The sequence below is a fragment of the Nitrosomonadales bacterium genome, assembly GCA_016716325.1.
Classification (GTDB): domain Bacteria; phylum Pseudomonadota; class Gammaproteobacteria; order Burkholderiales; family Gallionellaceae; genus Gallionella.
This window is the reverse complement of sequence record JADJWO010000001.1, coordinates 866,178-883,837: the sequence shown is the minus strand read 5'-3', so window position 1 is coordinate 883,837 and position 17,660 is coordinate 866,178. Positions and strand designations below refer to the sequence as shown.

At 60.7% G+C, this 17,660-nt stretch carries 7 protein-coding genes; all 7 read left to right on the top strand.

Going from position 1 to position 17,660, the window contains the following annotated elements; all coding sequences use genetic code 11:
• Window positions 1–38 precede the first annotated feature (38 nt).
• The 7 genes from IPM27_04115 to ispG all read left to right on the top strand — a co-directional run bounded on the left by IPM27_04115 (window position 39) and on the right by ispG (window position 17,652).
• Window positions 39–11,939: a tandem-95 repeat protein gene (locus IPM27_04115; protein ID MBK9160736.1), complete on the top strand. Its 11,901-nt coding sequence runs from the start codon at window positions 39–41 to the stop codon at window positions 11,937–11,939.
• Window positions 11,940–12,192: 253 nt separating this feature from the next.
• A complete protein-coding gene (locus IPM27_04110) occupies window positions 12,193–12,948 on the top strand; it encodes a zinc-dependent peptidase (GenBank protein MBK9160735.1) in 756 nt (251 codons plus the stop codon).
• Window positions 12,949–13,083: 135 nt separating this feature from the next.
• Window positions 13,084–13,509: a nucleoside-diphosphate kinase gene (ndk, locus tag IPM27_04105; GenBank protein ID MBK9160734.1), complete on the top strand. Its 426-nt coding sequence runs from the start codon at window positions 13,084–13,086 to the stop codon at window positions 13,507–13,509.
• 10 nt (window positions 13,510–13,519) lie between these two features.
• A complete protein-coding gene (locus IPM27_04100; GenBank protein MBK9160733.1) occupies window positions 13,520–14,695 on the top strand; it encodes a radical SAM protein in 1,176 nt (391 codons plus the stop codon).
• A gap of 22 nt (window positions 14,696–14,717) precedes the next feature.
• A complete protein-coding gene (gene pilW, locus IPM27_04095) occupies window positions 14,718–15,485 on the top strand; it encodes a type IV pilus biogenesis/stability protein PilW (protein ID MBK9160732.1) in 768 nt (255 codons plus the stop codon).
• On the top strand, window positions 15,482–16,405 hold the full coding sequence (locus IPM27_04090; protein MBK9160731.1) for a helix-turn-helix domain-containing protein: 924 nt from the start codon (window positions 15,482–15,484) through the stop codon (window positions 16,403–16,405). The genes pilW and IPM27_04090 overlap by 4 nt, the downstream gene beginning before the upstream one ends.
• Before the next feature lie 2 nt (window positions 16,406–16,407).
• Complete coding sequence (gene ispG, locus IPM27_04085) at window positions 16,408–17,652, top strand: flavodoxin-dependent (E)-4-hydroxy-3-methylbut-2-enyl-diphosphate synthase (protein MBK9160730.1); 1,245 nt, start codon at window positions 16,408–16,410, stop codon at window positions 17,650–17,652.
• The last annotated feature ends 8 nt before the right edge of the window (window positions 17,653–17,660 follow it).

The following is a 17,660-nucleotide window of genomic DNA, read 5'->3' as shown; positions in this document are numbered from 1 at the left end:
ATAAACAAGAGCGGCTTCCTCTCAAGTTGGCAGATCAGATGTTTAAGTTTGATGCGAGCGCCAATCCAAACCCATGGACCATCCCTCCAGGCGGCTATCACGGCAACGACGCCGAAGGCTTCGCCGCCACCTTGTTCCAGCGTACCGATGCCAATGGCGTAACGGAAAAAGTCCTCGCCATACGCGGTACCGAACCGAGTTTGTCGCTTAGCGGTGACCTGCTCAAAGCCGACCTAGGCCAGATCGGTTTTCTGGGGCTGGCGATGGGCCAGACCGTCTCGATGATGAACTACATTCTGCAAATGCAGGCGGATAAGACGGATTACCTGGTCAAGCAATACGTGCTGGAGTTTTCGGCGACGCAACCGGCGAGCGGGAACTACATACCCTTGCGGGCTAGTCCCAATGACCCGATCAAAGGCTATCTCTACCTGACCGAAACCGTGACCAGAGCGAACGGGCTCGGCCTCATCGCCCCCGGAGAAAAAATCACTGTCACCGGCCACAGCCTAGGCGGGCATCTGGCGGCGATGGCGGCGCGGCTGTTTCCCGATTTGGTTAGCGATGCCTATACATATAACGCGCCGGGCTTTGACCCGACCACGGCAGATTTCGCTTCGCTGCTTGTTGGGCGATTGAACCCGGCATTGGGATTAGCGTCGTCCGCATTGGGCAACGCAGCACTGCAACTCACAGATGAATTCGTCAGCCTCGCGGGAAGCTATCTACCTAGCCCACCGGCGGCGAGCTTTAACAGCGCCACTATCCATACGCTGGAAAGCGAAGACATCGACGGCTTTCCCGATGTCAATATCGTACCCAGCGTCATCACCGGGGCGCAGGCATTCGGTTACGAAACCATGATCGCCACCGAGCGCAACAGCCACATGATCGAACCGCTGATGGACAGTCTCGCATTGCATGCGTTGATCTACCGCATGAACGACACGTTCGTCGCCAGTGGCAACGTTAACCGCCTGCTCGAGAACGTATCGAACGCAATCCCGGACACGATGGAAACCCTTGTGGAGGAACTCTACAAGCTGTTTCAGGGTGGCGCCGTTGATCTCATCAACGTGGACGTTAAATACGACAACGCCTCCGGGCTGATCGGCATCGGCACGGGCAACATCGACGGACGGCGCGACTTTTACGACAAACTGATCGTGCTGGAAAATGCGGTCAAGGCTAATCCCGCATTGCATTTGGAAATGGTGAATGGCGCGAACATTCTTGGCCAGACCAAGGCCAGCACCGCAGATGCCGTCGCCTACCGCTATGCCCTCGTCAACGGCAACCCATTTGTTGTGACTGGTGTTGATTACAGCATCCATCACAACGTCAGCGGCGAACTCGACCTGTACGACGCGGCAACTGGCACCGGCAGCCTCACGGGCGAATACCTCGCCGACCGTGCCGCCTACCTCAACTGGAAAACAAACTACGACAGCGGCCAGCACGACGACAACGATGTGATCACCACTCTCGGCGACAAGCCCTACGCCGAGCAATGGGACAGCAACACGGTTTCCGGCAACTGGGACTACATCGACCACACCCTCAAAACCGCAGGCAATCCGCTCACCCTCGCCATCGACGGCAAGGGACTGAGCCTCTACGACCACCAGATCATCTTCGGCAGCCAGGCTGCCGACACCCTTGAAGGCAGCGGCGATACCGACCGCCTCTACGGCATGAACGGAAACGACACCCTGCAAGGCAACGGCGGAAACGACTACCTCGAAGGCGGCGCAGGCAGCGACACCTACGTCTGGAACAGCGACCTGTTGGGAACCGACGGGCTGGACACCATCCTCGACACCGACGGGCAAGGCAGCATCCAGATCAACGGCCAGACCCTGGGTGCGGGCGAAATGAAAGGCGACGGCAAGACCTACACCAGCACCGACGCGGCGGGCAACAAGCACAGCTACTCTGTGCTGTCCGGCGACATCAACGCGGCGGAAGGCGCGACATTGCTGGTGGACAACGCCTTCAAGATACTCAACTACCGGGCGGGCGATCTCGGCCTGACGCTGGGCGCCGCGCCTGTCGCACCCGCCCCTTCATCTACCACCACCATCACCGGCGACATCCTCCCCACCGATACCGACCCCGCCAAGGCGGGCATCCAGGCTGCGGTGGATGCCAACGGAAACCCCATAGGAACAGCCGGAGTCTACGAAGACATCCTCGGCGGCACTGCGGGCAACGACCACATCATGAGCGGCGAACTCAACGACGATGTCGGCGGTGGTGCGGGCGACGACCGGATTGAAGGTGGCACAGGTTCCGACTACCTGCACGGCGATGCCGGCAACGACCTCGTCGAAGGCGGCAGCGGCTCGGACATCGTTATCGGGGGAGGCGACAACGACCGCCTGTTCGCGGATGCCCAGATCGCCACCGACCAAGCCATCGCCAACGGCAACACCGATAGCGCAACCGGCCTCAAGGGCGACTGGCTCGCGGGCGGCACGGGCGACGACACCCTCGTCTCCGGAGCGGACAACGACGTGCTCTCCGGCGGCGAAGGCAGCGACCTGCTGATCGCGGGCGCGGGCGACGACCACATCCTCGGCGACGCCGACTACATCCCGCAATACATCCCCGAAGCCGACCCGCGCTATCAGATCGGCAGCGCCAACTGGTATCACAGCAGCGCCGAAACCTTCAACTGGAGCGTCACCCCCCAAGCCGACGGGGGCGCACTGTTCCAGCCCGTCATCCAATACGCCCCCGGCAACTCGCCCGCCGCCGGCAGCGACATCATCTACGCCGGAGCTGGCGCCGACCGCGTCTGGGCGGGATCGGGCAGCGACGTGGTGTACGGTGAAGGCGGCAACGACACGCTGGACGGAGAAGGCGGCAACGACATCATTTTCGGGGGAGCGGGCGACGACACCCTGTGGGGCGCGGAAGACGACGACTACCTCGACGGCGGAGACGGCAACGACACCCTGTGGGGCGGCAACGGCAACGATGTGCTTATCGGCGGCGCGGGCGCCGACAAGCTCTACGGCGAAGCGGGGGCGAACTATCTGGACGGCGGCGACGGCAACGACATCCTCAACAGCGGCGGCCCCGGCAGCGCGCTCCACGGCGGCGCGGGCAACGACGACATTTCCGCAGCGGGCGGCGGCAACACGCTGGACGGTGGCGCGGGCGACGACACCCTCGCGGCGGACGGCGGCGACAACACCCTGGTGGGCGGGGCGGGCAACGACAATCTTTCGGCATGGGGCGGCGGCAACACCCTCGATGCGGGCGACGGTACTAATATCCTGGAGGCGTCAGGCGGCAACAACGCCCTGTTCGCCGGAACCGGCAACGACGATCTTGCCGCATGGGGCGACGGCAATTATCTCGATGCGGGCGACGGCAACAACACCCTGTATGCAGAAGGCATCAACAACGAACTATATGCCGGGACGGGCGACGACACATTGCAGGCCACCGGCGGAAACAACACGCTGGACGGTGGGGACGGCGCGGACACCCTGATCGCCGACGGCGGCAACAACGAACTCTATGCGGGCGCGGGCAACGACACGCTCTCGGCGGCGGGGGGCAATAACTACCTGGACGGTGGAGACGGCGCGGATTATCTGGTCGCCGACAGCGGGAACAATGAGCTCCATGGCGGGGGCGGAAACGATATTCTGACTGCCGGGCTCGGCAGCGATATCCTCAATGGTGGAGTGGGCGACGATACGTTGGACGGCGGCGCGGGCGAAGACACCCTCATCGGCGGCGAGGGACTGGACACTTATCGCTTCGGCTTCGGCATGGGGCAGGACACGGTTATCGACGCATCGCTCGGCGGCAATGTCATTGAACTTCAGGCCGGCATGGCCTTCAACGACTTGCGCGCCACGCAAAGCGGCAACGACCTGCTGCTGACGATACGCGGCACGGATCAGGGCATGACGATCCGGGACTACTACACCGCACCGCAGGACTGGACGGTGCAGGACAGCGCAGGCGCGCAACAAACCATCGCAGACGTGCTCAATGCGACGAATCAGGACGAGTACAGCGCGCTACGGGACGACTTCTTCGCGGCTACCAAGACCAACATCGCCAGCGGTTACCTGGCGCAGGGATACCAATGGCAGGCGGACGGCACATTAAAAACATCTGCTGTCGGCTCCTCTGTAACCAAAACGATCTCGAACGGCACCAACATCATCACCACGACTTACACCGTCAACGGCATCAACACGACATTTGTGAACACCTATTCCAATCAGAACGCAACGTACAGCTGGAACGGACAGCCCCAGTTGCTCGACGGACGGGTAACCTTGCAGGACGACATCCTGAGCAGCGACGCGGCGACGATCAGCGCGACCCAGGGGTGGTCACAATCTTCTTCGACCCAAGCCGTCAAGGCACAGCTTTCCTGGTCGGGCCAGCCGTACAACGTTCAAACCGGCAGCACAGCCACGACAACCTACGGAACGATTACCGACAGTACCGGGCAGGTGATCGGCAGTACCGAGATCCTCAACGAATTCAGCAGCTATCAGGCATTGCAGGACGGACTCGTCCAGGCGGTCTACCCCTCTTGGCAGACGGTCAACGGGAGCGTGGATGCGAGCCTGTGGACGCGGAACGAGACTTATAACCTTCAGGAAATCATCGGCGGCATATCGGATAACACCATCACTGCATGGAATAACCAATACGCAGTAATTGACGGTGGCGCGGGCGACGACACGCTGAGTGGCGGCGGGATGCAGTTTGGCGGGGAGGGGAATGATGTGCTGAACGGTGGCATGGCCATGTATGGGGGCAATGGCAATGACACGCTCACGAACGGCAGCGTGCTGGTCGGCGGGGCGGGCAACGATACGATGGATGGAGCCAATGGCAACGACTATTGGATATATGATGATTTTGGTCATCTTGTATTGCGCTATGGGGATCGGGGCGCATCACGCTATTTGATCGACCCCGCGCAAACCGGTGTCGATCTGATCGGCGATACGGGCGATTCGGAAATCGCATACAAGGACTGGTATTACGGCTCGCGCGGAATTGCCGATTGGCAGGAGCGTGAAAACTATGGCGGGCAATATTTTTTGCCGGGCAACTTGTTTGATTCTTCTAGCGATGAAATGGTTGGTGCCGCCGTGGCGGATTGGCTGCGCGACCCACATTCGACGGTCGATACTTTTCCCGATCCGCAGTTGTACGACTGGGCACCTTGGGCGTGGCCGGATGCCAAAGCTGCGGTTCTGACAGATCCTTCAATCCTGCGTTACATTGCGCCATTGCCTCCGCTGGAGCGGCCCGCCGCCAACGACTACGCCGCTTTGCAGCCGCTTTACGATGCCGGAATGATTCCCGTGGATACGGTGGAATTTACAGCGGGAATTTCGCTGGCCGAGCTGACGCTGGCATGGGGGCAGGAGGCCGGACGTACCACGCTGGACTTGAGTTGGAACAATGGCGCGAGCCAGGTGCGGTTGGTGGTGCCGAATGCGGACGACCCGCTGGGTTTCGGGGTTGAGCAGATTAAATTCTCCGACGGTTCGGTGGTTGGTATGCAGGAGTTGATCGCGCTGGCGCCGCCGCTGGATATGTATCTTGAGGGAACAGAGGGTATAGACACGCTCGGCGGAAGAAACGGCAACGACACGCTGATCGGCTGGGGTGGCGACGATACGCTGTATGGCAGCGGCGGCAACGATGCCTTGAATGGCGGTGCGGGTGATGACGTGTTGCGCGGCGGCAGTGGCAACGATACTTACGTTTACAACCTGGGCGATGGTGTAGATCACATATTCGACAGTAATGCCAATGGCGATAGCAACACTTTGCTGTTCGGGGCTGGGATCAATGCTACGCAGATCACACTGGGGCTGGGTTCGCTCAAGCTCGACATGGGCAATGGGAACACCATCCATATCGAGGGTTTCGACCCTAATGATGTTTATGCCACTCCGATCATCGAGAGCTTCCAGTTTGCCGATGGCACAACGCTGAGCTACGCCCAGTTACTGGAGCGCGGCTTCGATATTGCGGGAACCGCAGCGGACGACAATCTGACGGGTACCAATACCAATGACCGGATCGACGGCGGGGCGGGCAATGATGTCCTGAACGGAGGCTCCGGCAATGATGTGCTGATGGGCGGCGCGGGCAGCGATACCTATGTGTTCGGTGCCAATGGCGGGCAGGATACGATCATGGAAACTTTCGATCCCGGATCGGTGGACAAGATCGTATTCGCATCCGGCATCGTCGCGGATGACCTCGTGACTTCGCGGTCGGGAGCGGACAACAACGACCTGACCATCGCCATCAGGGGAACGGATACCTCGCTGACGGTTCAGGGGTGGTTCAACCCGGAAGTTACGTCGAGCATCAGTTCGATGGAGTTTGCCGACGGGAGCGTCGTCGCCATCGATGCGATCATCAATCATGCGCCAACGGCGGATATCCCTTTGGCAGACCAGTCTGCAACGGCCGGGCAGGTGTACAGCTATACCTTGCCGGGCAGGAATATCGAAGATGGTTTCATGAACGATGCGAGCGACACCGGTACCGGCATCACCAATTTCCTGAATGGCGGTATTGGCGATGACATGCTAATCGGCGGCGATGGCAATGACAATTTGTACGGCGATGCGGGCAACGACACGCTGGACGGCGGCGCGGGTAACGATGTCCTTGAAGACGATCTGGGGAACGACACTTATATCTTCGGGCGCGGCTACGGGCAGGATGTCGTTTACGAATGGGACGGGACTCCGGGCAACGTCGATAAGGTGCAGTTTGCAGCGGATGTCTCACCCGGCGACATTACGGCGTACGAAGATCCTATGGGCGGACTGGTACTCGGCATTAACGGTACGAACGACAGCCTGAGAGTGAATTTCTGGTTCAATCACGATGCCGCGAAGGTCGAGCAGCTCGTGTTTGCAGACGGTACGGTATGGGGCGTGAATGACATTGTCGCCATGCTTACCCCCGCTCCGGCAGCCACACCGGGCGACGACGAAATTGACGGCACGGAAGGTAATGACACCATCAAGGCATTGGCCGGGGAAGACTGGGTGTCGGGTGATAGCGGCGACGATGTGCTGGTGGGCGGAACTGATGATGACTATCTGATCGGCGGCACGGGAAGCGATATTCTCAATGGCGGCAGCGGCTGGGACACCTTGTATGCGGACAGGAGCTATTCCGATTCCGGCAACGATCTGCTGGCGGGCGGGGCGGACGGCGATGGCCTCAATGCCTCGATCTCGAACGACTTGTTGATCGGCGGTGCGGGCAACGACGATGTGATCGGTGACGACGGCAACGACGTGGTGTTGTTCAATCGGGGCGACGGCAACGACTGGTACGGGTCGAATTATTCGGAAAACGGCGTAACGCTGGCGGAGCGTACCGATACGGTGTCGCTGGGCGGCGGAATCGCTTATGCGGATATGTCGTTTGAGCGCGATGCATGGGACGGCCTGATATTGAATCTGGGCAATGGCGAGTCCATCTACTTCGAAAGCTGGTTCGACGCTTCGTGGCAGGACAACAAGGCGATCAGCACGTTACAGGTCATCACCGAAGCGATGTCCGGCTTCGATCCCAATTCATCCGATCCGTTATTGAACAGGCGCGTCCAGCAGTTCGATTTTGTGGGGCTGGCGAACCGGTTCGAGGCTGCGCAGACAGCAGACCCGAGCATCACCAGTTGGCAGCTTGGGCCGCATCTGGCCGACTTCTCGCTGGGTGGTTCGGACACGGCGGCCATCGGCGGTGACATGGCGTATCTCTATGGCAAGAACGGCAATCTGGACGGCTTGAGCGAGACCGAGTTGCGCGCGCAGCTTAACGATGCGGGATTCGGCACGGCAAACCAGACGTTGACCAAAACAAACTCGATGGGTGTGTTCAATGACGTGGATTTCACCCACGGCGACAGCCTGACCTACAGCGCGACACTGGCCGATGGATCGCCGTTGCCGGGATGGCTGAGCTTCGATGCGGTAACCGCAACTTTCAGCGGCACGCCGGGGAACGGCGATGGCGGCGTGCTGAATGTGGCGGTGACCGCCACTGACACGGGCGGTTTGACGGCTACTGCCCTGTTCAATCTGGATGTGATCAGCTTGAATGCGGCACCAATCGCAGCGTCCGACATGATCGCCGTATCCGAGGATGACGGCATTGCTACCGTGGCCTTCGCCGATCTGCTGGCTAACGATACCGATCCCGATGCCGGCGATACCTTGTCCGTTTCCGCGTTCGATGCGGTCACGGCACAAGGCAATACGGTCATGCAGGATGCCAACGGCAATCTGGTGCTCGACATCGGCGACCGCTACCAGTCGCTGGGAGCAGGGCAGACCGCAAGCGACAGCTTCGGCTACACGGTGAGCGATGCGGCTGGATTGACTTCATCTGCTACGGTGGAGGTGACCATTGCCGGTGCGAACGATGCGCCGGTCGTCGCAAGCCCGGTTGCCGGCCAGCAGACCAACGAGGACGCGCCGTTCAGCTTTATCGTTCCAGCCGATACTTTCACCGACATCGACAACGGCGACGTACTCAGTTACAGCGCAACCCTGGCCGACGGCACCGCATTGCCAAGTTGGCTCAGTTTCGATGCCGCGACGCAGACCTTCAGCGGCGTACCAACCAACGCGGACGTGGGCAGCCTGAACGTGCTGGTGACGGCCACCGATACGGGCGGATTGAGTGCATCCAGCGCATTCAACCTGAACATCGCTAACGTCAACGATGCACCGACCGCCAGTGCCGATAGCGGTGCGGCGATTGAAGACGGCGGTGCGGTGCTGCTCGATGCCGCGACCCTGCTGGCCAACGACACCGATCCCGACTTCATCCACGGCGATATGCTCAACATTGTCGGCATCTCGCAGGCCGATTCCGGTGCGGCGGTATCGCTGCTGAACGGCGAGGTGCAATACGATGCGGGAACCCTGTTCCAGTCGCTGGGCCAAGGCCAGACCGCAACCGATAACTTCAGCTACACCGTGAGCGACATGGCGGGTGCGACCAGTACTGCACAGGTCAGTATGGCCATTGCGGGCATGAACGACGCGCCGGTAACGGAAGCGGACACGACCGCAGTGCAGGAAGATATGACACTGACCGCCACCGGCAACGTCCTGAGTAACGACACCGATGTCGATCAAGGCACGGTTCTCAGCGTGGCGAACGCCGGAACCTACCAAGGCAATTTCGGCGCGCTCACACTCAACGCCGATGGCAGCTATGCCTACGCTCTGGACAATGCCTCGCCCGGCGTACAGTCACTGGCGCAAGGTCAAGTGGTTACCGACACCTTCGACTACCAGACAAGCGATGGCATCACCTCTACACCATCGACCCTGACCGTGAGCATCACCGGTACCAACGATGCGCCAGTCGTAACTGCCGATACCGCAACTGTACAGGAAGACCTCAACATCACAGCAACGGGTAACGTGTTAGCCAACGATTCGGATGTGGATCAAGACACTTTGCTACAAGCTACGAATGCAGGTGTGTTTGCCGGACAGTACGGTCAGCTCACCTTGCAAGCGGACGGTAGTTACACCTACGCGCTGGACAACAGTTCACTCGCAGTCCAATCGCTGGCACAAGGCCAGGTCGTTACTGAAACATTCAGCTATGCAGCGACGGATGGCATCACCGCCACACCTTCGTCACTCACGGTCAGTATCACGGGAACCAATGATGCGCCAGTCGTGATTGCAGCCACGGCAGCCGTTCAAGAAGATATCAACATCACTGCTACAGGCAATGTGTTGGTCAACGACACAGATGTCGACCAAGGCACAGTGCTGAGCGTGGCGAATGCCGGCGTGTTCGCAGGCAGTTACGGTCAGCTCACACTGAATGTGGATGGTAGCTATTCTTACGCGCTGGACAACGCCTCGCCCGGCGTACAAGGCCTCGCACAAGGCCAGGCGGTCACCGATACGTTTGCTTATCAGACAACGGATGGCTTGGTATCCACGCCATCCATGCTGACCGTATCCATCACTGGAACGAACGACGCGCCGGTAGTTGCGGCAGATACCAATGCCGTTCAGGAAGACCTTGCCATCATCGCCACCGGCAACGTGCTGTCCAACGACACCGACGTGGACCAAGGCGCAGTGCTGAGCGTGGCGAATGCCGGAACATACCAAGGGAGTTACGGCAGTCTCTTGCTGAATACAGATGGCAGCTACACCTACTCTCTGGATAACGGTTCGCTGGGCGTCCAAAGCTTGGCGCAAGGTCAAGTGGTTACCGATACCTTCGACTACCAGACAAGCGATGGCATCACCTCAACGCCTTCTGCGTTGACCGTATCCATCACTGGAACGAACGATGCCCCGGTTGTGACCGCAGATGCGGCAGCCGTTCAGGAAGATGTCAGCCTCACCGCCACCGGCAACGTCCTGAGTAACGACACAGATGTCGACCAAGGCACAGTGCTGAGCGTGGCGAATGCCGGAATATACCAAGGGAGTTACGGTAGTCTCTTGCTGAATACCGATGGCAGCTATGCCTACGCTCTGGACAATGCATCCCTCGGCGTACAGTCCTTGGCACAAGGTCAAGTGGTTGCCGATACCTTCGACTACCAGACAAGCGACGGCATCACCTCAACGCCTTCTGCGTTGACCGTATCCATCACCGGCACCAACGATGCACCCGTCACCGTCGCAGACACTACCTCCGTACAGGAAGACCTCAACATCACCGCCACCGGTAACGTGCTGGGCAACGACACAGATGTCGATCAAGGCACGGTGCTGACGGTTGCCGATGCGGGTATCCGGCAAGGCAACTACGGCCAACTCGCCCTGAATGCCGACGGCAGCTACACCTACTCGCTCGATCCTTCGACAGGCTCAGGACAGGCGGCCTCAGCGGTTCAGTCGCTGGGGCGCGACGCGCGGGTCGCCGAACAGTTCGGCTACACCGCGACGGACGGCATCGTCGGTATCGCTTCTGTACTGGACGTATTCCTGAGCGGGACGAACGACGCGCCGATACTGGTCGCACCGCTGGCCGATCAGAACCTCAGGAGCGACAAGCACTTCTCCTGGCAGGTGCCGGCCGGGAGCTTTACCGACATCGACCAAGGCGACACGCTCGATTACACGGCGACGCTGGCCGACGGTTCGGCCTTGCCGGAGTGGCTCAACTTCGATGCCGCCACCCAAACCTTCTCGGGCGAGGCCCCGAAAAAGTCCGACGGTGTGGATGTGCAGGTGACTGCCACCGACAAGGTGGCCGCCACCGGCAGCACGGCCGGCAGCCTGTCCGCCTCGGCCGTCTTCCGCATCTCGGTCAGTCGCGGCAACGAAGGCGTGGGCAACGGCGAAGACGCGCCGCCGCCGGGCCACGACCACAACTCCAATGACGGCCACGGCACCTCGCCGGGACATCCGGGCAACCAGGGTGGCAACGGCCACTCTTCATCACCGTCGGATCATTCGAACGAGCAAGCGCAGGACGACCGCTTCCACGATTCACAAAAGAACAAGGACGGCGGCGCCTCGCAGGACAGCGGTAATTCCAACAGCCGCCGCAGCGAAGAATTGATCCGCGCCTGGTTCGAGGAGCAAAGCGCCAGCGAACGGTATGCGTCTTTCAGTACGCTGGATCGGCATGGTGCATCGGAAGGCCAGACCGACTGGCAGGTGAACCGGAATGTCGCCAAGGGCATCTCCGGGGATGCCAGCACGGAATGGGAGCGGATGAACGACCGGCTCAGCAAGCACCTGGCACAAGGCGGTGCAGACGATGGCATTGCGATGGAGTCCGGCATGGACTATGGAGCGTTCGGTCTTTACGGTTCGCAGGGTCAACAAGGCCTCTCCCAAGTGGGCATGGGTAGCGGCCAGCAGATGAAGGGGTTCTCAGGGCTGAAGGAAGGGCTGGAGAGGCTGGGCGGTTGATTCGATAGAGGCCACGTAAGCGTCCCCGTTAAGCCGCTTTGAGCGGCTCACAAACTAAAGCCCCCGGCTTTGCCGGGGGATATTCGAACCGGCCGACGCGGTGATGCATGCCGCGCCGGCCTTTTGCTTGTGTCCCCCCCAAACCTTTTTCCGGTCACGCGTCCGGCATATTGACCGCACAACGGGCGCGGGGTACGGTGCGCCCATGAGTCCATCAAACAAACATCAACCCGATCAGCGCACGCCTTTGGGCATGCTTGCCCGCCTGTTCGGCATGGGAAAGGACGCGGTCGCATTGGACGAGCGTGTCTGGCAGGCTGCCATGCAATTGCCCGTGTTTGAGGGGCTGACAGCGGAAGAAAATACTCGCCTGCGTGATTTGGCTACCAGCCTGCTGGCCGACAAGGCGTTCTCGGGTGCGGGCGGGGTGGAGATGGATGCCGGCATGGCTACTGCCATCGCAATCTTTGCCGCGTTGCCGGTGTTGAATCTGGGGTATGGCTGGTACGAGGGCTGGAAGGAGATCGTGGTCTATCCAGGGGAGTTCATCCATGACGGCGAGCAGATGGACGAGAATGGGGTCGTCCACCATGTCCGGCATGCGCGTAGCGGCGAGGCGTGGGAGGGCGGCCCGATGGTGTTGTCCTGGCAGGACGTGGCATGCTCGGGCGAAGGCGAGGGCTTCAACGTCGTGATCCATGAATTCGCCCACAAGCTGGACATGAGGAACGGCGATGCGAACGGCCGCCCGCCGCTGCATTCCGGGATGAGCCCCGACGAATGGGCGCGCGATTTTCAGGCTGCCTATGACGATTTCTGCCGCCGGGTGGATGGCGGGGAGGAAACCCCGATCGATCCCTATGCGTCGGATAGTCCGGCGGAGTTCTTTGCCGTTCTTTCCGAATATTTCTTCGAGATGCCCGATGTGCTCCGGGAGAATTATCCGGCGGTTTACGGGCAATTGGCGCGCTTCTATGTGCAGGATCCGCTGGTGCGGCTGAACGCGTAGGTGCGGTGTATCTATTGGGGAGAAAACAGGGGGGCGGAAGCGTCTCCGGCGGGGGTGGCCGGCTGCGACATCGCCGGCAAAGCCTGATAGAATGCCGGGTCCATTTTTTATCAACTCTAGTCTGGAGAATGTAGCATGGCTGTCGAACGTACCCTGTCCATTATCAAGCCCGATGCAATCGCGAAGAACGTCATCGGCCAAATCTATTCCCGTTTCGAGAACGCCGGCCTGAAGATCGTGGCCGCGCAGATGCGGCACCTGAACCGCAAGGAAGCCGAGGGTTTCTACGCGGTGCACAAGGAGCGTCCTTTCTTCAAGGATTTGGTCGATTTCATGATCTCCGGCCCGGTGATGATCCAGGTGCTGGAAGGCGAGAATGCCGTCCTGAAGAACCGTGACCTGATGGGCGCGACCGATCCGAAGAAGGCAGACAAGGGCACCATCCGTGCCGACTTCGCCGACAGCATCGATGCGAACGCGGTGCATGGCTCCGATTCCGCCGACAACGCGAAGATCGAGATCGCCTACTTCTTTGCCTCCAAGAACATCCACTCTCGTTGATTGCGGGTTGATGCAGAACCTCCTCGATCTTGATGTGCAGCAACTGACCGACTGGTTCGCGGAACAGGGCGAGAAGCCCTTTCGCGCCAAACAGGTGCTGCGCTGGATCTACAAGTCCGGGGAGTCCGATTTCGACGCGATGAGCGACCTGGCGGTCTCTCTTCGCGAAAAGCTCAAACAGACCGCCTGCATTCAAGTGCCCAGCGTGGTGCGCGAAGAGACCGCCACCGACGGCACGCGCAAATGGCTGCTGGATGTCGGCACCGGCAATGCGGTGGAGACCGTGTTCATTCCGGAAGAGGGCAGGGGTACCTTGTGCGTCTCCACGCAGGCAGGTTGTGCGCTGGATTGCGCGTTCTGCTCCACCGGCAAGCAGGGTTTCAACCGCAACCTGTCCACTGCCGAGATCATCGGCCAGGTGTGGTGGGCCAACCACGAACTGGGCAAAGACAACGCCTCCGACACGTTACCGCGTAGCGGCCGTTTGCGGGAGGAGGCGCAGGCGGCCCTTCCCGCACCTGACGGCTCCGCCGCACCGTGTCAGGGCCGCTACGGCAACTGGCCGGTCACCAATGTGGTGATGATGGGCATGGGCGAACCGTTGCTGAACTTCGACAATACGGTGGGCGCGTTGCGTCTGATGCTGGACGATCATGCCTATGGCCTGTCGCGCCGTCGCGTGACGGTGTCCACCTCCGGCGTGGTGCCGGCGATGGACCGGCTGCGCGACGAATGTCCGGTGGCGCTGGCGATCTCGTTGCATGCACCCAACGACGAGTTGCGCAACGAACTGGTGCCGATCAACCAGAAATATCCGCTGAAAGAACTGATGGCGGCGTGCCAGCGTTATCTGGAAAAGGCGCCGCGCGATTTCGTGACCTTCGAATATGTGATGCTGTCCGGCGTGAACGACCGCGAACAGGACGCGCGCGAGCTGATCCGCCTGGTGCGCGACGTGCCGTGCAAGTTCAACCTGATCCCGTTCAACCCGTTCCCGCAGGCGCCATACCGGCGTTCGGACATGCAGACGGTGTTGCGTTTCCGCGATATCCTGATGCAGGCCGGTATCGTTACCACCATTCGCAAGGTGCGCGGCGACGACATCGCGGCAGCGTGCGGTCAGTTGGCCGGGCAGGTGCAGGACAAGACCCGACGTACGTTGCTGCGTCCTGTCGGGACTTTATAGTTTGGATTATCGAGGTACCACGATGAAAAAAACGATTGTCATTTTGTTTGGCCTGTTGGCTCTGGCAGGATGCGGCACGCCGTCCGGCAGCCAGCGGAATACGCCCGACCAGCCCGTGAGCCAGGCTACTGCAAGCGCCAAGGTACATACCGCGCTGGCGGGGCTGTATTTTGAGCGCGGACAGATGGGGATAGCGCTGGACGAGATTGCAAAAGCCATGCAGGCCGACCGCAATTATGCGCCGGCCTATTCGGTGCGCGGCCTGATCCATATGGAGCTGCGCGAGGACAAGGAAGCCGAGGAGGATTTTCAGCAAAGCCTGCGCCTCGACAGGAACGATTCCGAGACGCATAACAATTACGGCTGGTTCCTGTGTCAGCGCGGCAAGGCCGGCGAGGCCATTCCGCATTTCATGGAGGCGCTGAAGAATCCGTTATACGAAACCCCGCATCGCGCATGGCTGAACGCCGGGCTATGTTCGCAGAAGGCGGGGAAAGACAAGGATGCCGAGACATTCCTGCAACGCGCGTTGCAGTTGCAGCCCGAACTGCCGCAGGCGCTGCTGGGGATGGCGGAACTGAGCTTCACTCATGGGGATTACTTTGCCGCAAAGCGTTATTTCGCGGGTTTTTCCGCAAGGACCGATACGCTGACGGCGGAGCAACTCTGGCTGGCGATCCGCATCGAGCGCAAGACCGGCGACCGCAATTCCGAGGCCAGTTATGGTTTGCAGTTGCGCAAGCGCTATCCGGATGCGCGCGAGACCCAATGGCTGCTGGACGGTAAATGATGGAGCAGCACCGCGAAGACAAGGCCGTGCAAGGCGAAGCCCCGGTTGTTGCGGAGCCTGTCCTGCCGGGACGGGTGATGCGCGAGGCGCGCGAGCGGCTCGGGCTGAGCGTGGCGGACGTGGCCGGGCAGACCAAGTTTGCGCCACGGCAGATCGAAGCGCTGGAGGCGGACGATTATCGACGGTTGCCGGAAATGCCTTTCGTGCGCGGATTCGTGCGCAGTTATGCCAGGATACTGCATCTGGATGCGGAGCCGTTGTTGGCAGCCTTGCCGCAGTCCGCGCCAGCAGCAGAGTCGATGCCCGCTTCGGTGGATGTGCCGTTCCCGGTTGCCTATTCGGCGCAGCAACAGAACCTGATCATGCTGGGAGCGGCACTGTTTCTGGCTGTGGCGGTGGTGACGTTCGCGGTATGGCATTTTACGACGCCGCAAAACAGAAGTGCGGCGGTGGACAAGGTTGATACGCCGGTCATATTGCCCGCCGAAATGCTAGTCATTGCGGCTTCGCCCGTTGCCGAAACGGCGGTGATTGCATCTTCTGTTCCTGCCGTAGCGCCGCTTCCTGCTCCGACGGAGATCGCCAAAGACGTTGTGCCGGCAGCGAAGCCCGTTGCTCCCCCGGCCGCGCAAGCCGCACCGGAAAAGCCTGTGGTTCCCCCTGTTCCGGCATCGCAAAATACTGTGTTGCAGTTGGCGTTCGGCGGGGAGTCATGGGTGGAGGTTCGGGATAAGAACGACAATCTGTTGTCGTCGCAGATCAACCCGGTCGGCAGTGAGCTGCGGCTGGGTGGTAACGCACCCTTCTCGCTGGTGATCGGCAAAGCCTCGATGGTACGTTTGCATTACCGCGGCAAGCAGGTCGATCTGGCGCCCTTCATCAATGACAGCAGCGATGTGGCGCGCCTGACACTGGAATAGACATGAGCGCAAACCTGATCAAGCGCCGCCCGTCGCAACGGGTACTGGTCGGCAAAGTCATGCTGGGCGGCGGCGCGCCGGTCGTTGTGCAATCCATGACCAACACCGATACCGCCGACATCGACGCTACCACCCGCCAGGTTGCCGAACTGGCCAAAGCGGGTTCGGAGCTGGTACGCATCACCGTGAACACGCCCGAGGCTGCCGCTGCCGTGCCGCATATCCGCAGGCGGCTGGATGCGCTGGGCTGTGATGTGCCGCTGGTCGGCGATTTCCATTACAACGGGCACCGTTTGCTGACCGAGTTTCCGGAATGTGCGCAGGTGCTGGCGAAATACCGCATCAATCCCGGCAATGTCGGGCGCAGCCGTGCCGAGGACGATCCGTTCACCATCATGATCCAGACCGCCATCCGGTATGACAAGCCGGTGCGCATCGGGGTGAACTGGGGCAGTCTCGACCAGAATCTGGTGGTGCGCATGATGGATGAGAACGCCGGGCTGCCGGAACCGCGCGACGTGGGCGAGGTGACCCGCGCTGCGCTGATCGCTTCCGCGCTGCAGAGTGCGCAGCGTGCCGAGCAACTGGGTATGGCGCACAACCGCATCGTGCTGTCCTGCAAGGTCAGCGAAGTGCAGGACCTGATCGCGGTGTATCGTGCGCTGACGCAGCAATGCGATTACGCGCTGCATCTCGGCTTGACCGAGGCAGGCATGGGTTCCAAGGGGATCGTGGCCTCGACGGCGGCGTTGGCGGTACTGTTGCAGGAAGGTATCGGTGACACGATACGAATTTCTTTGACGCCCGAGCCGGGCGGCGACCGCACCCAGGAGGTGCTGGTCGGGCAGGAGATCCTGCAGACCATGGGGCTGCGTGCATTCGCGCCGATGGTGACGGCTTGTCCGGGCTGCGGACGTACCACCAGCAGTTTCTTCCAGGAACTGGCGCAGAATATCCAGAAGCACCTGCGCAGCCAGATGCCGGTGTGGCGCGAACAATATGACGGGGTCGAGAACATGACTGTGGCGGTAATGGGTTGCGTGGTGAATGGCCCGGGCGAGAGCAAGCTGGCCAACATCGGCATCAGCCTGCCGGGCACCGGCGAAAGCCCCGCCGCACCGGTGTATATCGACGGTGAGAAGGCGCTGACTCTGCGCGGCGACTATATCGCGGCCGAGTTCACGCGCATCGTGGACGAGTATGTGGAACGGAAATACGTGAAGAAGGGAATGGGGAGTGGGGAGTAGGGAGTGGG